Source organism: Haloactinomyces albus, assembly GCF_031458135.1.
In the GTDB taxonomy this organism is placed as follows: Bacteria; Actinomycetota; Actinomycetes; order Mycobacteriales; family Pseudonocardiaceae; genus Haloactinomyces; species Haloactinomyces albus.
Genome location: NZ_JAVDXW010000001.1, coordinates 1,778,990 through 1,800,629, shown reverse-complemented (window position 1 = coordinate 1,800,629; position 21,640 = coordinate 1,778,990). Strand labels below are relative to the sequence as shown.

The 21,640-nt window shown below is 67.5% G+C and carries 24 protein-coding genes; 11 read left to right on the top strand and 13 right to left on the bottom strand.

The genetic code is table 11. From position 1 onward, the window contains the following. Nucleotides 1-14: 14 nt before the first annotated feature. From JOF55_RS08435 to JOF55_RS08425, 3 genes are read left to right on the top strand one after another with little or no spacing between them, the layout of a single operon-like run. Nucleotides 15-845, top strand: a complete 831-nt coding sequence (locus tag JOF55_RS08435) for an ABC transporter permease (protein WP_374727427.1) — start codon at nucleotides 15-17, stop codon at nucleotides 843-845. Continuing rightward, nucleotides 842-1,948, top strand: coding sequence for a sulfate/molybdate ABC transporter ATP-binding protein (locus tag JOF55_RS08430; RefSeq protein ID WP_310272147.1), 1,107 nt, complete (start codon nucleotides 842-844; stop codon nucleotides 1,946-1,948). Before JOF55_RS08435 ends, JOF55_RS08430 begins: the two co-directional genes overlap by 4 nt. Before the next feature lie 26 nt (nucleotides 1,949-1,974). Beyond that, nucleotides 1,975-2,739, top strand: a complete 765-nt coding sequence (locus JOF55_RS08425) for an HAD-IIA family hydrolase (RefSeq protein WP_310278308.1) — start codon at nucleotides 1,975-1,977, stop codon at nucleotides 2,737-2,739. Between the two features lie 60 nt (nucleotides 2,740-2,799). Here JOF55_RS08425 and JOF55_RS08420 read toward each other — a convergent pair whose 3' ends face one another. Both JOF55_RS08420 and JOF55_RS08415 read right to left on the bottom strand, forming a co-directional pair. Further along, on the bottom strand, nucleotides 2,800-3,201 hold the full coding sequence (locus JOF55_RS08420; RefSeq protein WP_310272143.1) for a YccF domain-containing protein: 402 nt from the start codon (nucleotides 3,199-3,201) through the stop codon (nucleotides 2,800-2,802). Between the two features lie 94 nt (nucleotides 3,202-3,295). Further along, nucleotides 3,296-4,111, bottom strand: coding sequence for a PhzF family protein (locus tag JOF55_RS08415; RefSeq protein WP_310272141.1), 816 nt, complete (start codon nucleotides 4,109-4,111; stop codon nucleotides 3,296-3,298). A 115-nt stretch (nucleotides 4,112-4,226) separates the two neighbouring features. Here JOF55_RS08415 and JOF55_RS08410 point away from each other — a divergent pair, with 115 nt between their 5' ends. Continuing rightward, the gene (locus JOF55_RS08410; RefSeq protein ID WP_310272138.1) at nucleotides 4,227-5,885 is read left to right on the top strand and encodes an AMP-binding protein; all 1,659 of its coding nucleotides are present in this window, start codon (nucleotides 4,227-4,229) and stop codon (nucleotides 5,883-5,885) included. Nucleotides 5,886-5,966: 81 nt separating this feature from the next. Here JOF55_RS08410 and JOF55_RS08405 read toward each other — a convergent pair whose 3' ends face one another. Both JOF55_RS08405 and JOF55_RS08400 read right to left on the bottom strand, forming a co-directional pair. Then, nucleotides 5,967-6,956 (bottom strand): R2-like ligand-binding oxidase, encoded by a 990-nt coding sequence (locus tag JOF55_RS08405; protein ID WP_310272135.1) that lies wholly within the window; start codon nucleotides 6,954-6,956, stop codon nucleotides 5,967-5,969. A gap of 123 nt (nucleotides 6,957-7,079) precedes the next feature. After that, nucleotides 7,080-7,307 (bottom strand): hypothetical protein, encoded by a 228-nt coding sequence (locus tag JOF55_RS08400; RefSeq protein WP_310272132.1) that lies wholly within the window; start codon nucleotides 7,305-7,307, stop codon nucleotides 7,080-7,082. 340 nt (nucleotides 7,308-7,647) lie between these two features. On the opposite strand from JOF55_RS08400, the gene JOF55_RS24430 reads away from it, so the two are divergent. Next, nucleotides 7,648-8,046: a cold-shock protein gene (locus JOF55_RS24430; protein ID WP_374727245.1), complete on the top strand. Its 399-nt coding sequence runs from the start codon at nucleotides 7,648-7,650 to the stop codon at nucleotides 8,044-8,046. Nucleotides 8,047-8,088: 42 nt separating this feature from the next. On the opposite strand, the gene JOF55_RS08390 is transcribed toward JOF55_RS24430, so the two are convergent. Both JOF55_RS08390 and JOF55_RS08385 read right to left on the bottom strand, forming a co-directional pair. Then, entirely contained in the window at nucleotides 8,089-8,568 is a 480-nt protein-coding gene (locus tag JOF55_RS08390) for a DUF2771 family protein (RefSeq protein ID WP_310272130.1), read from the bottom strand. Nucleotides 8,569-8,649: 81 nt separating this feature from the next. After that, nucleotides 8,650-9,462, bottom strand: coding sequence for a glutaminyl-peptide cyclotransferase (locus JOF55_RS08385; RefSeq protein ID WP_374727426.1), 813 nt, complete (start codon nucleotides 9,460-9,462; stop codon nucleotides 8,650-8,652). 144 nt (nucleotides 9,463-9,606) lie between these two features. Here JOF55_RS08385 and JOF55_RS08380 point away from each other — a divergent pair, with 144 nt between their 5' ends. Then, nucleotides 9,607-10,473, top strand: a complete 867-nt coding sequence (locus tag JOF55_RS08380) for a DUF3027 domain-containing protein (protein WP_310278305.1) — start codon at nucleotides 9,607-9,609, stop codon at nucleotides 10,471-10,473. Then, on the top strand, nucleotides 10,470-13,550 hold the full coding sequence (locus JOF55_RS08375; RefSeq protein ID WP_310272124.1) for a sacsin N-terminal ATP-binding-like domain-containing protein: 3,081 nt from the start codon (nucleotides 10,470-10,472) through the stop codon (nucleotides 13,548-13,550). Before JOF55_RS08380 ends, JOF55_RS08375 begins: the two co-directional genes overlap by 4 nt. 61 nt (nucleotides 13,551-13,611) lie before the next feature. Here the strand turns inward: JOF55_RS08375 and JOF55_RS08370 are convergent, their stop codons facing one another. Then, complete coding sequence (locus tag JOF55_RS08370) at nucleotides 13,612-13,740, bottom strand: DUF397 domain-containing protein (protein WP_310272121.1); 129 nt, start codon at nucleotides 13,738-13,740, stop codon at nucleotides 13,612-13,614. Nucleotides 13,741-13,750: 10 nt separating this feature from the next. After that, nucleotides 13,751-14,647 (bottom strand): helix-turn-helix domain-containing protein, encoded by an 897-nt coding sequence (locus JOF55_RS08365; RefSeq protein WP_310272118.1) that lies wholly within the window; start codon nucleotides 14,645-14,647, stop codon nucleotides 13,751-13,753. Between the two features lie 127 nt (nucleotides 14,648-14,774). Here JOF55_RS08365 and JOF55_RS08360 point away from each other — a divergent pair, with 127 nt between their 5' ends. Both JOF55_RS08360 and JOF55_RS08355 read left to right on the top strand, forming a co-directional pair. Further along, nucleotides 14,775-15,020 (top strand): HC3 family zinc finger protein, encoded by a 246-nt coding sequence (locus JOF55_RS08360; RefSeq protein WP_310272114.1) that lies wholly within the window; start codon nucleotides 14,775-14,777, stop codon nucleotides 15,018-15,020. Between the two features lie 125 nt (nucleotides 15,021-15,145). Continuing rightward, nucleotides 15,146-15,385, top strand: a complete 240-nt coding sequence (locus tag JOF55_RS08355; protein ID WP_310272111.1) for a hypothetical protein — start codon at nucleotides 15,146-15,148, stop codon at nucleotides 15,383-15,385. 115 nt (nucleotides 15,386-15,500) lie between these two features. Here the strand turns inward: JOF55_RS08355 and JOF55_RS08350 are convergent, their stop codons facing one another. The 5 genes from JOF55_RS08350 to JOF55_RS08330 all read right to left on the bottom strand — a co-directional run bounded on the left by JOF55_RS08350 (nucleotide 15,501) and on the right by JOF55_RS08330 (nucleotide 19,501). Next, nucleotides 15,501-16,943, bottom strand: coding sequence for a PPE domain-containing protein (locus JOF55_RS08350; RefSeq protein WP_310272108.1), 1,443 nt, complete (start codon nucleotides 16,941-16,943; stop codon nucleotides 15,501-15,503). A gap of 51 nt (nucleotides 16,944-16,994) precedes the next feature. Continuing rightward, nucleotides 16,995-17,609, bottom strand: a complete 615-nt coding sequence (locus JOF55_RS08345) for a DUF3558 domain-containing protein (protein WP_310272105.1) — start codon at nucleotides 17,607-17,609, stop codon at nucleotides 16,995-16,997. Then, nucleotides 17,606-18,010 carry a hypothetical protein gene (locus JOF55_RS08340; protein WP_310272103.1) on the bottom strand — a complete coding sequence of 135 codons (405 nt, stop codon included), beginning with the start codon at nucleotides 18,008-18,010 and terminating at the stop codon, nucleotides 17,606-17,608. Before JOF55_RS08340 ends, JOF55_RS08345 begins: the two co-directional genes overlap by 4 nt. Nucleotides 18,011-18,339: 329 nt before the next feature. Further along, nucleotides 18,340-19,122 carry an ESX secretion-associated protein EspG gene (locus JOF55_RS08335; RefSeq protein ID WP_310272100.1) on the bottom strand — a complete coding sequence of 261 codons (783 nt, stop codon included), beginning with the start codon at nucleotides 19,120-19,122 and terminating at the stop codon, nucleotides 18,340-18,342. 76 nt (nucleotides 19,123-19,198) lie between these two features. Further along, the gene (locus JOF55_RS08330) at nucleotides 19,199-19,501 is read right to left on the bottom strand and encodes a DUF2530 domain-containing protein (protein WP_310272097.1); all 303 of its coding nucleotides are present in this window, start codon (nucleotides 19,499-19,501) and stop codon (nucleotides 19,199-19,201) included. A 106-nt stretch (nucleotides 19,502-19,607) separates the two neighbouring features. Between JOF55_RS08330 and JOF55_RS08325 the strand changes: the two genes are divergently transcribed. Further along, on the top strand, nucleotides 19,608-20,078 hold the full coding sequence (locus JOF55_RS08325) for a MarR family winged helix-turn-helix transcriptional regulator (RefSeq protein WP_310272094.1): 471 nt from the start codon (nucleotides 19,608-19,610) through the stop codon (nucleotides 20,076-20,078). A gap of 133 nt (nucleotides 20,079-20,211) precedes the next feature. Next, nucleotides 20,212-21,522: an MFS transporter gene (locus tag JOF55_RS08320; RefSeq protein ID WP_374727425.1), complete on the top strand. Its 1,311-nt coding sequence runs from the start codon at nucleotides 20,212-20,214 to the stop codon at nucleotides 21,520-21,522. Nucleotides 21,523-21,640: the final 118 nt, after the last annotated feature.

Genomic DNA, 21,640 nt, shown 5'->3' with positions numbered 1-21,640 from the left:
ACGATGGGGCGGCGATGCCGTGGTTGCGCCGGAAACCGGCGCGTCGGTTCTCCGCGCAACCACTCGCCGGTGCCGTTCCCGCACCGCTGTGGTTGCCTGCCGGATGTGCGCTGGCGCTGATCGTACTGCCGGTGCTGGGGCTACTGGGACGCATCGACCCCACTCGCCTTCCCGCGCTGCTGACCAGCCCGGCCGCGCTGGCCGCGCTGAAACTCTCGCTGCAGACGGCGTTGGCCTCGACGGCGCTGTCCCTGCTGTTGGGTGGTCCGCTGGCCGTGGTCCTGGCGCGGTCGAAGCTGCCCGGTCTGCGGGTTCTGCGTGCGCTGGTGCTACTGCCGCTGGTGCTGCCGCCGGTTGTGGGTGGACTTGCCCTGCTGTACCTGCTCGGCCGCACGGGACCGTTCGGTGACCTGCTCGAATCGGCCGGTGTGACGATCCCGTACACGACCACGGCGGTGGTGCTGGCGCAGACGTTCGTGGCGATGCCGTTTCTCGTGGTCGGTCTGGAGGGGACCCTGCGCACCTCGGGGGCGCACTACGAGCGCATCGCGGCCACGCTCGGCGCCGGACCGTGGTTGACCTTCCGCCGGATCACCGTGCCGTTGCTGCTTCCCGGACTGGGATCGAGTCTGGTGCTGACGTTCGCGCGGGCCCTCGGCGAGTTCGGGGCGACGATCACGTTCGCGGGCAGCCTGCAGGGCGTCACCCGGACTCTGCCGCTGGCCATCTACACCCAGGCACAGTCCGATGTGGATGCCGCAGTGGCGATGTCGTTGCTGCTGATAGCGATCGCGCTGCTGGTGATCGTGGCCGCCAGGCCCAAAGCCGTGGAGGGCCGAGCGTGAGTCATGACCGACTGCTGGCCGAGGTAACCGTGGACAGGGGCACGTTCACGCTGAGCGCCGAATGCGCCGTCGAGCCGGGGGATGTGGTTGCCGTGCTGGGGCCGAACGGATCCGGGAAATCGACGCTGCTGTCCGCGCTGGCCGGTTCGACTCGCCCCCGCGAGGGAAACATCGGGCTCGGCGACCGGGTATGGCTGGACACCGCGCGTGGCGTCGATGTGCCGACGCACCGGCGGAGTGTCGGTCTGCTCGCGCAGAACGCCCTGCTGTTTCCCCACCTGTCGGCATTGGACAACGTCGCCTTCGGTCCCAGGGCCGCGGGCAGGAGCAAGAAGGCCGCTCGTGCGCTCGCCGCGCGATGGTTGTCCGACGTGGACGCGGGCGAACTCGCCGAGCACCGGCCCGGTCGGCTCTCCGGCGGACAGGGGCAGCGGGTCGCACTGGCCAGAGCCCTGGCCGCAGACCCCGAGCTGCTCCTGCTCGACGAGCCATTGGCCGCGCTCGACGTCGACGCCGCGCCCGCGATGCGTGGCCTGCTGCACCGGGTGCTGCGGGACCAGGATCGGCCCACTGTCCTGGTGACCCATGACGTGCTCGATGCGGTGGTGCTGGCCGATCGGGTCCTCGTGCTCTCCGCGGGCCGGATCGTGGAGCGGGGACCGACGCGGGACGTGCTGGCCAGACCGAAGGCGGCGTTCACCGCGCACCTCGCGGGGCTCAACCTGGTCACCGGTATCGCGGACGCGGGGGGACTCACGAGCGGTGCGGTCCGGATCAACGGACGGGTCGCCGAGCCGGTCGTGCAGGACGAGCCCGCTGCCGCGGTGTTCGCCCCGTCCACCGTCGCGGTCCATCGCGAGCGCCCGGACGGCAGCCCGCGCAATGCCGTACGGGTGCGGTTGGCCGGTATCGAACCGCGTGGCGATGTGGTCCGGCTGCGAGCCGCGACCCGTACCACGGGAGAGGACCTCGTGCTGGCGGCCGACATCACCCCGGCCGCCGTGGCCGATCTCGGGCTGACCATCGGTGATGAGGTGTTCTTCGTTGTCAAGGCCACCGAGGTGGCCATTCACCCGGCGACAGGAGGATCATCGTCGCCGTGACAGAGCTATCTTCCTGGACCTACCTGATGGACATGGACGGCGTTCTCGTGCACGAGAACGTCATGGTTCCCGGTGCCGACGAGTTCCTCGCCGAACTGCGCGAGCAGGGCATGCCGTTCATGGTCTTCACCAACAATTCGATCTATACCCAACGTGACCTGCGGGCTCGGTTGTTGCGCAGCGGGCTGGACGTCCCGGAGTCGGCGATCTGGACCTCGGCGCTGGCCACGGCTCGTTTCCTGGAGAATCAACGACCCGGGGGGTCGGCATATGTCGTCGGCGAGTCGGGGCTGACCACGGCCCTGCACGGGATCGGCTATGTGCTCACCGACAGCGACCCGGATTACGTGGTGCTGGGCGAGACCCGGACCTACAGTTTCGAGGCGATCACCAAGGCGATCCGGCTGGTCGAGGGAGGGGCACGGTTCATCGCCACCAATCCCGATGAGAAGGGACCGAGCCCCCAGGGCACGTTGCCCGCCACCGGTGCGGTCGCCGCACTCATCGAACGGGTCACCGGATGTGCGCCCTACTACATCGGCAAACCGAACCCGCTGATGATGCGCTCGGCGCTGCGCGCATTGGGGGAGCACTCCGAGAACACGCTCATGATCGGTGATCGGATGGACACCGACGTGCGGTCGGGACTGGAGTCCGGCATGCAGACGATCCTGGTGCTGTCGGGGATCTCGGACAAGAACACCGCCGAGCGTTTCCCGTACCGCCCGACCAAGGTGGTCGACTCGATCGCCGACCTCATCGGTCACATCCACGACCCTCTGCCCGTGTAACAAAAATGCAGTTTCGCGCGAAACTGCAAAAAACTCGCTCGGACAGGGGAGTGGCGCGCTTCACCGGTGCGCGACGAGGGCATGCGCGTCGTCGGTATCGACGATGTGCTTGCCCAGTGGAAACAGTGACACCGGAATGAGTTTGAAGCTCGCGATTCCCATCGGGATACCGATGATCGTCACGCACAGCGTGATGCCGGTGACCAGATGTCCGAGAGCCAGCCACCATCCCGCGAGGACGACCCACAGCACATTGCCGATCGCCGAGAACGCACCGGCCTCGTGGTCATCGGCCAACCGACGACCGAACGGCCACAGGGCGAAGTTCGCCATCCGGAAGGAGGCAATGGCGAACGGAATCCCGATGATGGTGATGGTCAGAACCAGCCCGGCGACCGCGTAGCCCACGGCCATCCAGAAACCGCTCAGCACGAGCCAGATGATGTTCAGCAACAACCGCATAGCACCAGAGTGCCACGTTTGCAGGTCGAGATCCTCGGTGATCTCTCCGGATTCCCCCGGGGCTGTATGGACCCGGCCTCAGGGGCAGCCCGGGTCAGCCTGCCGACAGGTCGCCGCGTAGGACCGTCACCGCTTGTCCCGCGAGCCCGACGCGGGAACCGCGCAGGGTCATACGCACCAGACCGCCGCGCGCCGATGCCTGTTCGCCGACGAGTTCGGCACCCTCCGCCGTGCGGCCGAGAGCGGCCGACCACCAGGGGGCCAAGGCACAATGCGCCGATCCGGTGACCGGGTCCTCGGGAATACCGACCCCGGGCGCGAAGACGCGACTGACGAAGTCGATATCGGCCCGGTCACCGGGTGCCGTGACGATCACCGCGCGCGCGGGGATCCGCGCGAGCAGATCGAGATCGGCTTGCAGTGCCCGAACCTCGGTTGCCGAAGCCGCCTGCACGAGAAGGTCGAATTCGCCCCGGGCGATGTGTTCCACGGTCACGCCGGGCAGACCCGCGGTCACCTCGTCGGGTGCCCGTGTCGGCTGGGACGGTATGCGCGGGAAGTCCATCTCCACCATGCCGTCGTGGGTCACGGTGCAGCTCAGCTCACCGCTGCGGGTATCGAACCGCTGGCTTCCGCCGAGTACGTGCGCGGTCGCCAGGGTCGCGTGCCCGCACAGGTCGACCTCGGTGGTCGGGGTGAACCAGCGCAGCGGCTTGGCCTGTTCCGCAGGGCCGTTGCCGAAGCCGTCTTCCGAACCGCCCACGACCACGAACGCGGTCTCGGCATGTTTGAACTCGGCGGCGACCGACTGCATCCAGGCAGGATCGGCCGGTGCGTCGAGCACGACCACACCGGCCGGGTTACCGCCGAAGGCGCGGTCGGTGAAGGCATCCACGACGTAGGCGTCCATGATCGTGATTCTAGCCGCGCCGCGCGACCCCGGGAATGCGCTCCCGACCCTCGACCGAACGACGGTTGTGGGTAATCATGTGTGCCAACGCACACGGGATTCTCGGGAGGCATTCGTGGTGACGACGAACGGAGCCGGTACGGCGGCGGTACCCGCGCAGCCCAGTTACGCCTCGGGAACCTCGGACGTCCCCCTGCTCGGGGAGACCATCGGCGCCGATCTCGACCGAACGGTGGCGCGTTTCCCGGATCGGGACGCGCTGGTGGAGTACGCCACCGGCCGCCGCTGGACATATCGGGAGTTCGTCGCCGATGTGGACGCGCTCGCGCTCGGCCTGCTGGATGCCGGTCTCGGCAAGGGAGACCGAATCGGGATCTGGGCGCCGAACCGGGCGGAGTGGACGCTGATCCAGTACGCCTCGGCCAAGATCGGCGCGATCCTGGTCAACATCAACCCGTCCTACCGGGTGCACGAGCTGGAGTTCGTGCTCAATCAGTCCGGCATCCGGATGTTGGTCTCGGCGCAGCGGTTCAAGACCTCCGACTACGTGGCGATGGTCGAGCAGGTACGCCCGCAGTGCCCGGCGCTGGAGCAGGTCGTTTTCCTCGATGATCCGGCCTGGGAGTCGCTGCTGCGGCAAGACGGCGACCGGCAGCGCCTGATCGGGGTGCAGGCCGAGCTCTCCGCCGATGAGGCGATCAACATCCAGTACACCTCGGGGACCACGGGATTCCCCAAGGGGGCGACGCTGTCGCACCACAACATCCTCAACAACGGCTTCTTCGTCGGGGAGTTGTGCGGCTATACCGAGGTCGACCGGGTCGCGATCGTGCCGCCTTTTTATCACTGCTTCGGGATGGTCATGGGCAATCTCGCCTGCACCAGTCACGGCTCGGCGATGGTCATTCCGTCCGAGGGGTTCGACCCGGCCGCCGCGCTGTCGGCCGTGGCTGCCGAACGGTGCACCTCGTTGTACGGGGTTCCGACGATGTTCATCGCCGAGCTCGGTCTGCCGGATTTCGACGGTTACGACCTGAGCTCACTGCGTACCGGGATCATGGCGGGCTCGCCCTGTCCGGCGGAGGTGATGAAGCAGGTCATCGACCGGATGGGGATGTCGGAGGTCGCGATTTGCTACGGCATGACCGAAACGAGTCCGGTGTCGACCCAGACCCGGGCCGACGATTCCCTCGAACGGCGGGTGTCCACGGTCGGCAGGGTCGGCCCGCATCTGGAGGTCAAGATCGTGGACCCGTCCACCGGGTTGACCGTGCCGGTCGGCGAGCCGGGCGAGCTGTGCACCCGGGGGTATTCGGTGATGCTGGGCTACTGGCAGCAGCCGGACAAAACGGCCGAGGTCGTCGACACCGCCCGCTGGATGCACACGGGTGACCTCGCCGAGATGGACTCGTCGGGCTACGTCAGCATCACCGGACGGATCAAGGACATGATCATCCGCGGTGGGGAGAATCTCTATCCGCGAGAGATCGAGGAGTTCCTGTACACCCATCCCGACATTCTCGACGCGCAGGTAATCGGGGTTCCGGATGCTCGCTATGGTGAGGAGCTCATGGCGTGGGTGCGGCTGCGTGAGGGTGCGGAGGAGCTGACCGCCGAGGCGCTGCGCGAGTTCTGCTCCGACCGGCTCGCGCACCACAAGATCCCACGCTATGTGCACGTGGTGGACGAGTTCCCGATGACCGTCACGGGCAAGGTCCGCAAGGTCGAGATGCGCGAGCAGGCCAAGAAGCTCCTCGGCCTCGACGCCGGGTGACTGCCTTGCGGGGTGTGGTCAATTTCTCGCGAATTTTGTGTTCACCCGGGTGACGGTCGATTTCGCGAGAAATTGGCCACCTCAGCGGCCCACCTTCTCCAGGGCCTGAGCGTCCTCGGCGCCGAATTGCTCCTCCAGTTGCTCGGGGGAGGCGTCGACGTCGATCCGATCGAGGGGCATTCCCCGAGCCGAGGAGATCGCCCCGAGCCGCCGTCCCGCGCGGTCGGAGGCATAGGCGGACAGCTCGTCGATGTCGAGTCCGAACGGGTGCTCGTCCTCGTAGCCCTCCGGTCGCCACTGAATCTGGGTGACCGCGTGGGGCAGTAGTTCGTCCATGCGTTGCTGCACGAGTTCCCAGTTGCGCTCGTCGGCGGCGACGTGCCTGCGGCAGGTGAACGTGCCCCATGCCATGTGCCGCCGCTCGTCGTCACCGATGCGGCGCACGATCTCCTGCATGCCGGGGAAGAGCCCCCGACTCTTGCAGATCTTGTTCCAGGCGAAGTACCCGGTCAGGGCCAGGGTTCCCTCGACGACGTGGTTGTAGGTCACCGAGGCTCGGATCTGGTTGCTCGGGCTCGGGTCGGAGTGCAGCGCCTGCAGCGACTCCGGCAGCGCCTCGTAGAAGATCGCGCGGTAGCCGGGGTTGTCCTCGACGTAGGAGTGCAGGTCCTCGGTGAGTCCGATGGCGTCCATCCACAGCCGGAACACCTGCGTGTGCTTGGCTTCTTCGAAGACGAACTGCGTCAGGTACATCTCGTCGGCGAACCGGCCCTCGGCCGCCATCGCGGCCATGAACGGTTGGAGATCCTGCGTGACCGCTTCCTCGCCCGCGATGAACTGCGAGCAGAGCCCGGCCACCCGGGCACGCTCGTCGTCGGACAGCCGTTGCCAGTCCTCGGTGTCCTGGGTGAAGTCGATGTCGGCGGGATTCCAGAACTTCGCGTTTCCCTTGGTGAACAGGCGCAGCGGCAGCGAATCCCAGTTCATGCCCCCTGCCCGTAGTGAGTGGAAGTCCGCACGGTGGCCGGCATGGGTGGAGGTGCCCGATTCGGCGAGCAGTTCTTCGGTCATGTCGCGCTCCTGCCCATCGAGATCGTTCCCATCGAGCACGGACCGGCGCGGTCGATCGGCGAACCCGGGTCCGGTGTCCTGGGGAAGATGACACCGTGATTTTCGATACGCTTTGGTTTCGCGTCAAGGGCTGCGGTGGTGCCGGGCGCTTTGCCGGACCTGCCCGATGGCGGCGACGAGGCCGACGGCCAGACCGAGCGGTGCCAGCATGGCGGCGAGATTCAGCCACACGGGAAGGTTCCGGTACCCCGCCGCGAACAATCCGAAGATGACGAGCACGGCGAGCAGACCGATCCCGAACATGGTCACTGCGGCGGACGTCGTGGCGGGCCTGCGAGCGGAATGGGTCATACCGTCAGCGTAAGCCGACTTCTCCGGCCGGTGACGTGGTGCCGTGCGGTGACCGCCCGGGAAGCACGACCAACCGGCAAGACGGCGGTGTCCTGGTTGCACCAGGTACCCTTAGGATGACGCGTCCTGGGAATGCCCAACTGCATCAGGTCGTCGAGCCTGCATGGCAGGGGCGACCCCGGGGCGCGTTCGTCGTGCCGGGACGGGTGGTGACGCCCTCCGGCGGTGACGTACACGAACAGACGTAAATGACCCGCACGTGCGGTGTCCCTCGGGACATCCACGCGGAATGCCCGGCGGGCACACGGGGTCAGGCAGGCGACAGGGAACGGTGAGGACAGTGCCGACCGGCAGGGTCAAGTGGTTCGACGCGAACAAGGGCTTCGGCTTCGTGACCCAGGACGGTGGGGAGGACGTGTATGTGCGGGCCTCCGCGCTGCCGTCCGGGGTGGAGTCGCTCAAGACCGGACAGCGGATCGACTTCGACATGGCTCAGGGACGTCGTGGGCCGCAGGCGCTCAAGGTCAAGCTGCTGGATCCGCCGCCGTCGGTGGTGGAGGCGCGGCGCCGACCGGCCGACGAGTTGCACGGCATGGTCGAGGACATGATCAAGCTGTTGGAGGCGAACGTCCTTCCCGAACTGAACAAGGGACGCTACCCGGACAAGAAATCGTCCAAGCGGGTCGGTGAGGTCGTACGCGCCGTGGCGCGCGAGCTCGACCCGGGCTCCGGCTCCTGAGATCCCGGTGAGCCTGTTCCGCTGAAACCACCGGAACAGGCCTCACGGGCGCACCGCCGTCCGCGGCTCCGGTTGAACATCGACGGCCCAGCTCCCGCCGATGCCGAACTGAACCCCGCCCTCCGGGCCCAGCGTCAACGACGCCGAGTATCGCTGTACTTCGACGCGTTCGAGCCGCGCCCCGGATGACTCGCCGCGCTGCGGCGCTTCGTTCCGCGGAAACCGCAGGGTGTAGGCGTGCTGCTGTCCCGGCGTGAACACCGGGCTCCGCCCTTCGGCGAGACTGCCGTCGTCGGTGCGATAGCGGAAGACGACCTGCCACGGGGCAGCGGAGACTTCCTCGGGCACCGAAATCTGCAGGGGTGCACCGGATGGGACGACGAGGTCCTCCACGGCTTGCGGGTTCGGGTTCGAGCACTCCCGCCCCTGCGGATTGCAGTACCGGATCGGCGCGACCCGGACGGACTCCCCGTGGGAGTAGAAGGTGGTCCGTGGTTGGTCGGGAACGGAGCAGCCTGCCAAGACGATACCCGTGAGGGCCAGAAGCGACGTCAGTCCTCGGTGCACATCGCCCGAGCCTACGACCTCGGCCGCGCGGCACGGTCACGCGGGCACGAAACGAACGCGGTAGAGATGTGGCCAGTTCTTGCCGGTGAGCAGGAACTCGTCGGTGCCCTCCACGGCGGCGATGCCGTTGAGCACGCCCGCCTGTGCGCGCTGCTCGGGCGGCAGGAGCCCCGAGGCGTCGACCACGGCGGTCACGCGCCCGGAGGCCGGGTCGATCCGCAGGATCCGGTGGCTCTTCCACACGTTGGCCCAGATCGAGCCGTCCGCGCATTCCAGCTCGTTGAGCTCCTCGACCGGTTCACCGCCGAGCCGCACGGTGATCCCGCCCGTGGGTGCGAACGTTTCCGGGTCACGAAACGTCAGCCGTGCACTGCCGTCGCTCATGACGAGCCGGTTGCCGTCGTGGCACAGGCCCCAACCCTCGCCCTCGTAGCGCATCCGGTCGATCTCGGTGAGGCTTGCGCGGTCGCGCAGGATCGCCACCCCGGACCGCCAGGTGAGTTGCCAGATGCGGTCGCCGACCACGGTGATGCCCTCGCCGAAGAACTCCTGCGGGAGGTGGGCCTCCTGGAGGACCCGTCCGGTGTGCGGATCCACTGCCCGCAGCACCGACTGCCCGTGTTTGCCGGTGCCCTCGTAGAGGATGCCGCCGGCGAGTTCGAGGCCCTGCGTGAACGCGGAACGATCATGAGCGCGGACCCGGGTCACATCGGCGCGCAAATGTGACACGCTACCAGCGTGCCCAATGCCTTGTTCGGTCTGCTCGCGGTCGCCCTGGCCGTGCTGCTCCGCTGGTACTTGCGGCGTGCCGCACTGCGCCATGCCGAGGACCAGAACGGTCATCAGCATTCCCAGTGCCATGGTCAGCAAGCCACGCCCGGCCCCGCCCCGAACCGGTCGCCTGACCTCTCGTATCCGAATCCCCACTCCGAAAGCGTGACACGCCCGGCGACCGATTCGGGAGCGTACGGCACAATCGAACCTGTGACGCCTATGCCTGCTCCGATCAGCGACATCGCCACGGGGTCGGCGCTGCGGACCCGGCCCCAGGGAGAACCTGAGCGACAGCCGGATCCGGCGCTCGTCGACGCGGTGGACACTGCCCGTGCTGCGGCGGAGGAGGAAGCTGCAGCCGGTAACGACCCGATCGGCTCGCCACTGCTGGCCGTGGAGGTCGGCGACGGTGATGCTGTCGGTGCGTACTCCGGGGTCGTCTCCGAAACCGAGGACGCGGCCACGCATTACTTCGAGGCGACCTATCCCGGCTATGTCGGCTGGCGCTGGGCCGTGACGGTGGCCACCGCAGGGCCGGACGAACCGGTGACGGTCAGCGAGGTCGTCCTCCTTCCCGGCCCGGACGCCTTGACCGCGCCGGAATGGGTACCGTGGAGCGAACGAGTACGCCCGGGCGATCTCGGTGCGGGTGATCTGCTGCCGAGCGAGCACGACGATCCGCGCTTGGCGCCGGCCCCGCTTCCCGGCGACGATCCGGCCGAGGAGTTGCACCACGATATCGGCACGGGCCGTAATCGGGTGCTCAGCCGCGAGGGGCGCTTGCAGGCTGCCGAACGCTGGCACGCCGGGGACTTCGGCCCGGACACCGAGACGGCGCAGCTGGCGCCGGGGGCATGCGGTACGTGTGGTTTCTTCCTGCCACTGGCGGGCTCGATGCGGGCGGCGTTCGGGGTGTGCGGCAATGAACTCGCACCGGCCGACGGTCGCGTGGTGCATGTCGAGTTCGGGTGCGGGGCGCACTCGGAAGCCGAAGTGGACACCTCCTCGACGATTCCCGTGGCCGAGGTCGTCTACGACGACACGACGCTGGACTACGAGTCACGCGATCCGGGCGCGGACGAGTGAGCGATCCGTTCGGTACGGCGGAGCTGCGGCAGGCCGTCCTGTCGGCCTGGGAAGGTTCGCCCACGCGGTTCCGCGAGGACGCCAATGCCGAGGAGGACCTGCGTCTCGGCGGTTACCGGGACCGGTTGCTGGTCGAACTCGCCCAGAACGCCGCCGACGCAACCACAACCGGCGCCACCACAGCCGACACTGCCGGTACCGACACTGCCGAGGTGGCCCCGGCCGGAATCGGTGGTGTCCTGCGCGTCGAACTGGTCGAAAGCGAGGCGGCAGGCGGTGATTCGGCAGGCGGTGATTCGGCAGGCGGGGAACTGCGCGTGGCCAACACCGGTGCTCCGCTGACCGCGTCCGGGGTGGCGGGACTGGCTTCGCTGCGGGCTTCGGCCAAGCGCGACGAGGCCTCGGTCGGCCGGTTCGGCGTGGGGTTCGCGGCGGTGCTGGCGGTCAGCGAGGAACCACGCGTGGTCTCGACCACCGGTGGTGTGGCGTTCTCGGCGCAGCGCACCCGGGACGAAGCGGCGCGGATTCCCGGGCCCGCCGAGGAACTCGCCGCGCGCGGGGGAGCGGTCCCCGTGCTGCGGCTGGTGTGGCCGCAGCACGGCGAACCACCTGCGGGATTCACCACCGAGGTGCGGCTGCCGCTGCGCGACGATGTCGACGCCGATGCCCTGCTGGAGGCCTGTGCGCAGCAGGCCCCCGACCTGCTGCTGGCGTTGCCCGCGCTGAGCGAGATCCGTGTCGGCGCGCGGTCGTGGCATCGTGAGGACCTCGATGCCGATCGCGTCGTCGTGCACGGTCCGGACCGCAGCGACAGGTGGTTGCTGCACCGCCGTTCCGGCCGGTTGCCGGAGTCGGCCCTGTCGGACCTGGGGGCCGAGTCCCGGGACCGTGCCGAGTGGCGGGTGTGCTGGGCGGTGCCGCTGGATGCCGACGGTGCCCCGGAACCACTCGCGCACGACGTGTTGCACGCGCCCACGCCCACCGAGGAGCGGTTGTCGCTGCCCGCACGGCTACTGGCAGGCGTTCCGATGGAGCCCGATCGGCGGCGCGTGTCGGCGTCCTCGGCGACGGATGCGGTGCTGGTGTTCGCCGCCGAGTGCTATCCCGAGTTGATGTCCAAGGTCGCACCGCTGGACCGGGCGGCACTCGTGCCGCTGCCGGAGTTTCCGCTTTCCGATGTGGACGACAAGTTGCGGCAGGCCGTGCTCGACCGGCTGCGGGTGGCCTCGTGGTTGCCCACCGCGGACGGCGGCACGACCACCCCTCCCCGGGCCAGGGTCCTGGATCGGGCCTCGCCCGAGCTGGTCGAGCTCCTGCGGGATGTGGTGCCCGGCCTGCTCGTCGCCGACTACTCCGAGGCTCGGTACCAGCGGGCGCTGGCCGCGCTGGAGGTTCGGCGGCTGGGCACGGCCGAACTGGTCGAGGCGGTGACCGGTCTGCACCGGCCCGCACCGTGGTGGCGGTGCCTGTACGAGGCACTGGTGCCGATCGAGCAGGCCGACCGGCAGGCGCGCGAGGAACTCGAAGCTCTACCGGTGCCGCTGGCCGACGGCCGCACCGTGACCGGCGTGCGGGACGTGCTGCTCAGCGACGGCGGGGAGGAACCCGACCCGGCGGCCATACTCGCCACGTTGGACATCACCGGGCTGCGGATCGCGGCTCGGGAGGCCGTGCACCCGCTCCTGGAGAGACTGGGAGCTCACCGCGCGGGTCCGGGTGAACTGCTGGATACCCGACCGCTGATCGAGGCCGTGCGCAACAGCGTGCCCGACGAGCAGGCGGGAACCGACACCCGACCGCTGGCGGAAGCCGTGCTGCGACTGGTCGAGTACTCCAGCGGGCGCGACTGGCTCGGCGCGCTCGCCCTGCCCGACGCCGACGGTGGCCATCGGCGGGCCGATGAACTCCTGCTTCCCGGAGCCACGCTGCTCGACGTCCTCGACCCGGAGGTGGTGGGCGAGCAGGCGGCACTGGGAGTGCTCGACGCCGACTTCGCCGCCCGGTGGTCGTCGGACGTGCTGCGCTCGATCGGGGTGCTGGACGGCTTCGCCGTGCACGTCGAGGACGAGCCGACACAGCCGGAAGAAACGATCGCCGACACCGAACAGTGGTGGAGCGAGCAGGAAGCCGCCGATCCCGGCCAGTGGCCGCCTGCACGCTTCGTCGGCATCCGCGATCTGGATCTCGTCGCCGATGCTGCCTGGCCCGCGGCGATCCGCCTGCTCACCGGCGATCCGGAGACGTTGGAGGCACTGCGGGAACCGGGCGGCTACTCGGCATGGTGGATCGCCAGGTTCGCCACGCTGGCAGGCCATCCGCCGCGGCACTGGCGGTTGCCGGGAACCGAGGAACTCGCGGGGCTGTACGAGGCGGTGCCCGATGTCGGGCTCTCGGAGGAGCAGCTGCGGCTCGCCGGGGTCCGTGCCGAACTCCGGGTGGCCGACAGCGCGGATGCGAACGATCTGGCGCGGCGGCTCGGCGACCGGGAACGCTCCGTGCGCGCGGGCACGGCACTGCGTGCGCACCGCGTGCTGGCCGAGGCGGTCGCGTGCGAGATCATCGACCCCGCCGACGCGGAACCGCCGCGGGCGGTGCGCTCGGTGTCGGGTGCGGTCGTCAGTGCGGAGCGCGCCGTGGTGCTCGACGAGCCGTGGCTGATCGGTGTGTTCGAGGCACCGCTGGTCGTGGCCGGTGGTAGCCCCGAGGACTTCGACGCGGAAGCGCTCGCGGAGTTGTTCGATCTGCCGCTGGCCTCCGAGCAGGGACCGATGCGGGTACAGGGTGCCGGGGTGGAGCAACGGTGGCGCGATGTCGGCCGCGTTCCGGCCGCCTGCGAGCTGCTGGGGATGCCGGTGCCGGATGGCGTGGTCACCCTGCAGGACGGCCTGGGCGTGGTCACGGCCGATGGCAATGAGCATTCGGTGCACTGGTGGGTGGACGAACCCGGCCTCGTGTACGCGGCGCGGACGCCGGACGGGCTCGGACGCGCCCTCGCCTGGGCGGCGGGCCGCTGGAGCGAGCGCTTCACGCTCATCGCACTGCTCACCGATCCCGAGGCGACGACGCTGCTGAGATGAGCGGGTGAATGCGTCGTTCTGGCTGTCGGGCCGCCAGAACGGCGCATTCACCCCAAGTGCCTCAGGCGTTGTAGCGGTCGGTCTTCACAGCGGTGAGGAACCCCGACCAGGCGTGCTCGCCGAAGACCAGCATGCCGCCGTCACGGTCCTTGGTGTCCCGCACCGCAGTGCGGCGCGGCGCCACCGCCACCTCGACGCAGTTACCTTGTCCTGCGCTTCGTGTCGATTTCTTCCAGTTGGTGAACTTCTGCATCAAGCTCTCCCACTCGCTTCTTGACAGCTGCGATCGAGTCGCCTGGATCCAGTGCATGTGCTCGCAAGTGTTCGATCACGTCCCTGAACTTGCGGACTTGAGGGGTTTCTTCGATCCACTGGGCACCTGCTTGGATCTCCAGATATACGACGTCGGGATGCCACTCTTCCGGGTAGCTGAGCTGAACGAAAGGTCCCAGTGCGGGGTGTCCCCCTGCTCGGAACGGCATCACCTGCACAGTGATGTTGGGCTGCTCGGCCATGGCTGTGAGGTGATTGAGCTGGTCACGCAGGACGGCTGCGTCTCCCACCGGTCGTAGCAGGGTCGCTTCGCTCATGACTGCCCAAAGCTGTAGCTCCGACGGATCGGACAATCGTTCCTGCCGTTGCATCCGGAGCTGCACGCTTCGCTCGATGTCATCGCGAGTGGCGTCCAGCACTGTTGCCTTCGTGGTGGCGCGTGCGTATTGCTCGGTTTGCAGGAGTCCGGGGATGAACTCGGATTCGTAGGTGAAGACCGAAGAAGCCTCGGCCTCCATGCCCACGAACGTGTCGAACCACTCCGGTATGAGATCATCGTAGGACTGCCACCAGCCCTTTTTCTTCGAGTCACGGGCGAGCTTGACGAGTAGGTCTCGCTCAGTGGGCACAACGTTGTAAAAGGAGGACAGGGCGTGTGCATCCGTCACGCTGACGTACTGTTCTTGCGCTTCGATCCTGCTGACCTTGGACTGTCTCCAGTCCAGGCCCTCCGCTGCCGTCTTTTGGGTGTAACCGGCGTCGACACGGAGGTTGCGCAGCCTCCTCGCGAGCACCCTTCCTCGAACCGTGGGGCTGATCGACATGTCCTCAAGTCTCTTTTCTTATGCGATACCGCTCCAGCATGTCACTCGAACGATACCTAGTGATTCGCATAGATGCGATGTCAGCATTTATGCGAGTTGATGTTCAGAGTTGGCATGGGAGGCAGCGGTGCGGAGTGATGGGACGAAGGTCGGGTTGTGGCAGCCGGTGTCGAGTGGCCGACATGCCTTCGGCGTGGCTGCGCGGCAGTCCGAGCCGGGCTGTGCGACCGAGGCGCTTTGCGGAGCCGAGGTCGATACCGACGAGCTTCAGCAGGTCGCGGATGAGCTGGCCTGGATCCGGGGCAACACGTGCATGGAGTGCTGGAAGATACTCGCCGCGCGGGACGGCACCACTTCCGCGAAGTCTTCCTGAATCCCGCAGACCCGGTCCGGCGCCGTGACCCCCGACCGGCGCCGGACCGACCCGGTGGCCGGGTGCGTGCCCTCCCCGATGCACCGCATCCGGCCACCGGGAACCACCCCGTCAGGAGAATCGCCGTGTCGGAATCCGCTCCGGACACCCCGGACGCCTATTGGGCAGCGTTCGGATATCAGAACCACGTCATTCCGGTCCACGATCCCCGTCGGCGCGGTACCGCGGTGATCGGACTGTGCGGAGTGATGACCGCACCGGGAGAGCTGGGGGACCGGGACGAACGGCCGACGTGTTCGGTGTGTTCCTCCGTGGTCCGCGGCGGCAGCTACCGCCTCGTTCACCGGTCGGAGGCAGGCCATTGAGGTGACGTGCCTCGTCGGTGCTGGGCCGACTCGGAAAGTGGCCCACAAGGAAGCCATCACCGAGTCGGCCCTGTGGTGGGGCGTCCGCTGTGGACGAGTTCGGCCCGTGCCGCCTTCAGCGCTGCGGGGGTTCCAGATCGCCACCGATCACCGGCGGGGCGGTCCGGGGAAGCCCGAGTTCCTCCCAGGCCTCGTCGGTTTCGATCATGTACTTGTTCTCGTGCTCCTGGTCCTCTTCTCCCTGCCTGCCTCGGCCGCCCGCTCCGGCCATCGCGCCTGCGCCACGCGCACCGGTGGTCCCGGAGTTGCCGTAAGCACCGGTTGTCGAGCCGGACGTTCCCGAGGCGAACCCCGAACCGGAACGGCCACCCGCGCCGAGCTGGCCCGAACCGCTCCCGGAGCCGAAACCGCCCGCACGCCCACCTGCGCCCGAGCCTGCGCCGTAGCCACCAGCACGTCCGCCAGTGCCGTAACCACCGCTCCCGGAGCCGTAGCCGCCGGCACGCCCGCCGGTACTGCTGCCGCCGCGCCCCGTGCCGCTTCCTGCACGGGAACCGCCTCGTCCGGAACTCGTGCCGCCACGGCCACCGGAACCACGGCCACCGGAGCCGCCGCCGATCACGCCGACTCCTGCGCCGCCGCCTGTGCCGGTGCCCGCGCCACCTGCTCCTGCAGCGCCGGTACCCGGGACATAACCACCGGGGGAACTGCCTGCGGGCAGAGTCGAGGAACCACCACCCGGTGGGGGAGTCCATGCCGATCCACTCACGGCCGGAGTCCCACCGTCATCGGAACCGTCACAGTGCGAGCCATCGTCGGAAACACCGCCGGTGCCACCGCCGGCCGTGCTCGCACCACTGCTGCTTGCGCTGTAGACACCAGCACCGCTACCGACGCTGCTGCCGGTGTAGCCGGTACCGCTGCCCACGGCCACGCTCTGCCCGTAGCTCGGGTTCTGGCCGCCGTATTCGAGCTTGGGTGCCTCGGGGTAGCGCGGCAGTCCCGAGGTCACCGAGGAAGAGCTCTCGCGGTAGGTGTCGTAGATCCGCTTGGCTTCCCGGGCACGCTCCATGGCCTCCTGTTCCTGCTTCTGCAGGTCCGTCTCATAGCCGAACAGGGCGGCGCCCGCCTTCTCCAGGTTGCTGTCGGTGGCCGTGACCTTCTTGGGCTCCGGCATCCCGTTGCGCACGTTGGCGAAATTCTGCACCTGGTACTCGGCGGAGTGGCTGACCCCGGTGGAGACCTCCTTGGCATCGCGCACGAAGTTCGTCATCGGCTTCAACGAGTCACCGTGTGCCTCGGCTGCCGCGCCCTCCCAGGCCACACCGGCCTTGGCGTTGGCCTCGTCCAGCAGGTTGGCGACCTCGTCGAACTTATCTGCGATTCTGCTTCTCCAGGTACTGACCGAGTTGTTCAATGCCCCGGTTCCCGGGCCGCCGTGGATCTCGGAGTACTTCTGCGGATGGTTGAATCCCACTTTCTCCGCCATCGCAGCAGCATCGTGACCGCTCCGGCTGTACAGGGTGGTACCGACCATCGGCGAATACATGCCGTACATACCCGATGTGTCTCCTTTCTTTGTTGCTTGATTCTGATATTGTGGATTTATTTATTCCGCATCCGGAATATTGGTCAAGGCTTCAGTGGCAACTTTCTCTGCGAAAACACACGGATCGCTGTGCTGGGGTTCATTTGTGTTGTAAATAGTGACACTGGCCGAGAAAGTGTCCTCTTTTGAAATTCCGATAAATACGCCGCACGTCAAACTCGAAAAATTCACTCGTGCAGCAGGGTATCCGGATACCGTGGTTTCCTTGTAGTTCGCGTACTCATCTTTGTTTCCTCGAATTCGGGAAAATCCCCCGCCCGACACGGTGTTTGCGGCCAGAGTGACCTGCACTTGATCACTGCTCCACTTGCAGGTGGGTTCGCCCCAAGGTGCGGTATCCTGTGATGGCCGAGATCGGGCTCCCAATTGAGCCAACTGTTCCGTCGTCAGAAGTTGACATCGATCCGTGACTGCCTCGATGTTTTTTGGATCTTTAATCTCCGATGCCGGGTTGGTTTTTCTCGAGGCTGACTGGGTCGAGTGTGAAGTAGGCTCGTTGGTACTGGTGGATTCTGGCGACCCGGGACCGGCTTGTGCGCATGCAGTTACACTCAATAATATCATCGCACCGATGATCGACAGACTGCTACGGTGGTGCTGAAGGTCAATCTTCATAGAGTCCTCGCCGTGGCGGCCTCTTCAGCGGCATCGTAGTTTGCGCGCGCTTCTTCAAGCTGATTGATCTGGTCATTGAGGCGTTCGATGCCGTCGTTGACAGCTTTGACCAAACTTCCTTGCTCGACCCCGGCTTTTCTGGCCAATTCCCTGGTCATCTGTTCGCTGACTTCGTCATTACCCGGAGCGTCAATTGTTTGAAGAAAGCGAGCATCAACAGCAATATCCGCCAGCTTGTCGCGGGCGTCTTTGTACTTGGCGATGAGCCCGGGGATCTGGTCCATGTCGACGCGGAAGGTGCCCTGCTGGACGCCACCGCCGGTGTTGATGTAGGTGTTGACGAGGGCGTGGTCGAACTGGCCGGGCCAGTAGGTCCCGCCACCTCCGCCTGGCACGAACATGTGCTTCCTCCTGAACTGCCGTCTGCCTGTCCGGCTGTTTACCTGTCCGTCCGGGTGCGCTCCCGCGCGATCATGCCCAGCCTGCCAGGTCGGTCGCCGGGGGCGCAGCGATATGACGAAACCGACGTGATTCCGGTTTCGCCGATGTGCGAGTCGACGTGCAAACCGACCGGTTCGGCCCAGCGCCGGTTCACCGTCGGTGACCTGCGCAGGCGAGTGGGGAGTGCGTCCCGTCACGACAGGCGCCCGTCAGCAGGTGCGAGTGCAACGACGATGAGCTTGGCGCCTGCGGTTGTCCCGGCGCCGGTGGCCGCACGGTTCACCGCGTCTCACTGCTCGATGTTGCTCCGGGTGTGGGTGGTGATTTCCCCGAGGAGACGGTTGAAGGTGCCGATGTCGGCGCCGGCGAGCATGCGGTGACCACTGCTGTTGTAGACGGCGACGCGCCCGGCTTCGAGGTCGAAGACCTGGACGGTCTGCTCGCCCCGGTGCTCCTTGCGATTACGGCCCCAGATGGTCACTCCGACTTCGCCCGCACCGAATTTCGGTCCATCCAGCAACCGGGTGATCTTGCGGTATTCGCGAGTGTCGACACCGTGCGAGCGCAGGGCTGTCTCCACGGCCCGCTGATCCTCGGCGTCCGCCTGTGCCATGGCCGCGCGCATCGCGGCCAGGTCGATGCCCACCGGCCGCATCCGCGCGGGTGCGACCTCCGGTAGGACCGATACCAGGGCCGGGATCATATCCGCAGCACGCACGGCCGCCAGGTGGATGCGATCACCGACGACCACGGTGCGCATCGCGACATCACCGGCCCGCGAGACCGCCGCCCGCAGCTCGGTGCCCCTCTCCGCGGAGAAGCGCAGGTCGTATTCGACGGCCGTGTGCGGGTACAGGCCGAGCAGGTTCCCGGCCTCGTCGCTGACTCGGCCCACCCGGTCGAGCAGGCCGCGCTGTCTGCATCTCCGCTCGGCCTGCTCGAACTCGCGCCCCACGTCCTGCACCGCGGTGCCGTAGTGACTGAACGAGGCCACGAGCGGAACCCGGTTGATGCCCGCTTGCTCGGCGAGGACGACGAATTCGAGTCGATCGACATCGATCACGCTGGACACGGTGCCTCCTCGTGGTAGGTGTTCGCGTCGGCAGACTAGCGCCACCGTGCACGAGCCGTGTCACTGTTGCCGGAACTCAGCCGTCCAGTCCGGATAACCCGCGCCACGCGCCGCGCGAGCCACGGCGGGAGGCGGAGCGCTGCCAGCGGAACACGCCGTACCCGAGGCCCCCCAGCAGCCCGCCGACGAGGCAGGTCCAGAACTGAATGCCCACTCCGTCGGTCAGCCAGCCGATGATGCCGAAGACGAGGCAGGCGAGAAACCACAGCAAGGTACCGGCCAGGACGACCGGAGTGGGTTCGGCGAGTTCGCGCGGCAAGGCAGGCACAGCCCGCATCGGTGGCGGGCGTGTCGGGGCGGAATCGTCCTCGGCTGCCACGTCGGCGAGGTTACCCGGACAAGTGCCCCGGTGGGTCGTGCCCTGTCCGGTTCGCTCCTGTCCGGTTTGCCCGGCACATCATGAAATGGTTTGGTAGGCTAACGATGTGTCCGAGACCGCGCACACCGACACCACTGAGGCCAACAGCGCAGGCAGCGCCGACTCGCAGCGCACACTGGCCAGTCGTCTGCGCGTCGCGGTCGTCCGGCTCAATCGTCGGTTGCGAGCCCAGGCCGACTCCGGTGTGACCCTGTCGCAACTGTCGACGCTGGCGTCGCTGCGCAAGAGCGGGACGCTGACGCCGGGGGAGTTGGCGAGCAAGGAAGGCGTGCAGCCGCCGTCGATGACCCGTGTCATCGCGTCGCTGGAGGAACTCGGCCTGGTGGCCCGGCGCAGGCATCCGACCGACGGGCGGCAGGCGATCGTCGAACTGACCGAAGCGGGAAGTGCCCGTATCGAGGCGGAGATCTCGGCGCGCGAGCGGTGGCTGGACCTGCAACTGGCGGATCTGACCGAGGACGAGCGTGCGACGCTCTCCCGTGCGGCGGAGATCCTCAGCCGTATCACGGAACGTTGAGGACGACAATCGAGGAGTTGGACGCATAACGGTGGCTGCCTACACCTCCGGCCGCTCGGGAGCCGACCCGAACGGGGGGCGGGCCGACCCGACACAGCGGTCCACTTCGGACGCATCGGCGGTATCGAACAAGATGACAGCCGACGCGGAAGCATCTGACGCGGGGTCGACCGAAGCGGGGGCAGCCGAAGCGGGGGCAACCGACACCAGCGGCGGTATGTTCCGCTCGCTGCGCGAGCGCAACTACCGCTACTACGCCTCCGGACAGGTCGTCTCGCTGACCGGTACCTGGATGCAGCGAGCAGCCCAGGACTGGCTCGTCCTGGAGCTCTCCGGGGGGAGTCCCGCCGCACTCGGTTTCACCGTGGCCCTGCAGTTCGTGCCGACGTTGTTGCTGACGTTGTGGGCCGGGCTCATCGCCGACCGCTTCGACAAGCGGCGCCTGCTGATCGTGGTGCAGACCGCGATGGGCCTGTGCGGCCTCGCACTCGGGCTGCTCGATGTCTCGGGTGTGGTCGAACTCTGGCACGTGTACGCGCTCGCGATGGCATTGGGCACGTTCTCCGCGATCGACGCACCGGTGCGCCAGTCGTTCGTGGTGGAAATGGTCGGCCCTGCGCAGTTGACCAACGCGGTCGCACTGAACTCCATGACCTTCAACCTGGCCCGGATCGTGGGTCCGGCGATCGCCGGGGTGCTGATCACGATGATCGGCACCGGACCGGTGTTTGTGTCCAACGGCGCGAGTTCCGCCGCGGTGGTGTTGGGGTTGATGCTCATGGACCCCGCTCGGCTGCGGCGCCCCACGGCGGCACCGAAGGAAGGTGGCCAACTGCGGGCGGGCCTGCGTTACGTGCGCGGGCGGCCGGAACTGATGGTCATCCTCGCGCTGGTGTTCTGCGTCAGCACCTTCGGGATGAACTTCGAGAGCGTCTTCGCCGTGATCGCGCGCAACGTGTTTCACCGCGACGCCGCCGGATACGGGTTGCTGATCACGATGCTGGCCGTGGGCACCCTCAGCGGTGCGGCCCTGGCGGCGCGGCGCAGCGGAAGTGGGCGACCGCGCCTGCGCCTGCTGTTCGCGGGAGCGGCAGCGTTCGGCGCCATGGAGGCGTTGGCCTCGCAACTGCCGAGCTACGAGCTCTTCGCGGTGGCGCTGATCCCGGTGGGTGTCGCGGTCATGACCTTTACGACCACGGCGAACTCGACCGTGCAGCTCTCGATCGACCCGGCGATGCGGGGCCGGGTGATGGGCCTGTACATGATGCTGTTTCTGGGCGGCAGGCCGATCGGCGGGTTGTTGTCGGGCTGGCTCGCCGAGATTCTGGGTGGCCGTGCTCCACTGTTCCTGGGGGGACTCGCGACGCTGGCCGCCACGTTGGTCGGCGCGGCGGTGCTGGGCCGGCGGCAACGAAGGGTTGCCCCGTCAAACAGGTTAGGCTAACCTAATTGATGTCCGCTTCGTGGTGGGAGCGGCGGTCAGTTCGGGAAGTGATCGGGCCCTGGCGCCTTCGGGTGCCGGGGCCCGATTGCGTGCCCGTGGATGGACACCTGTCGGTGAT

What these genes read in the sequence shown, in the direction of transcription:
- JOF55_RS08385 (WP_374727426.1), bottom strand. Translation starts at nt 9,462, where the DNA reads ATGCTGATGACCGTTCTGGTCCTCGGCATGGCGCAGTGCGGCACGCCG.
- JOF55_RS08415 (WP_310272141.1), bottom strand. Translation starts at nt 4,111, where the DNA reads ATGGACGCCTACGTCGTGGATGCCTTCACCGACCGCGCCTTCGGCGGT.
- JOF55_RS08365 (WP_310272118.1), bottom strand. Translation starts at nt 14,647, where the DNA reads ATGTCGATCAGCCCCACGGTTCGAGGAAGGGTGCTCGCGAGGAGGCTG.
- JOF55_RS08425 (WP_310278308.1), top strand. Translation starts at nt 1,975, where the DNA reads ATGGACATGGACGGCGTTCTCGTGCACGAGAACGTCATGGTTCCCGGT.
- JOF55_RS08345 (WP_310272105.1), bottom strand. Translation starts at nt 17,609, where the DNA reads ATGAAGATTGACCTTCAGCACCACCGTAGCAGTCTGTCGATCATCGGT.
- JOF55_RS08340 (WP_310272103.1), bottom strand. Translation starts at nt 18,010, where the DNA reads ATGTTCGTGCCAGGCGGAGGTGGCGGGACCTACTGGCCCGGCCAGTTC.
- JOF55_RS08435 (WP_374727427.1), top strand. Translation starts at nt 15, where the DNA reads ATGCCGTGGTTGCGCCGGAAACCGGCGCGTCGGTTCTCCGCGCAACCA.
- JOF55_RS08350 (WP_310272108.1), bottom strand. Translation starts at nt 16,943, where the DNA reads ATGTACGGCATGTATTCGCCGATGGTCGGTACCACCCTGTACAGCCGG.
- JOF55_RS08420 (WP_310272143.1), bottom strand. Translation starts at nt 3,201, where the DNA reads ATGCGGTTGTTGCTGAACATCATCTGGCTCGTGCTGAGCGGTTTCTGG.
- JOF55_RS08400 (WP_310272132.1), bottom strand. Translation starts at nt 7,307, where the DNA reads ATGACCCATTCCGCTCGCAGGCCCGCCACGACGTCCGCCGCAGTGACC.
- JOF55_RS08380 (WP_310278305.1), top strand. Translation starts at nt 9,607, where the DNA reads ATGCCTGCTCCGATCAGCGACATCGCCACGGGGTCGGCGCTGCGGACC.
- JOF55_RS08405 (WP_310272135.1), bottom strand. Translation starts at nt 6,956, where the DNA reads ATGACCGAAGAACTGCTCGCCGAATCGGGCACCTCCACCCATGCCGGC.
- JOF55_RS08320 (WP_374727425.1), top strand. Translation starts at nt 20,212, where the DNA reads ATGACAGCCGACGCGGAAGCATCTGACGCGGGGTCGACCGAAGCGGGG.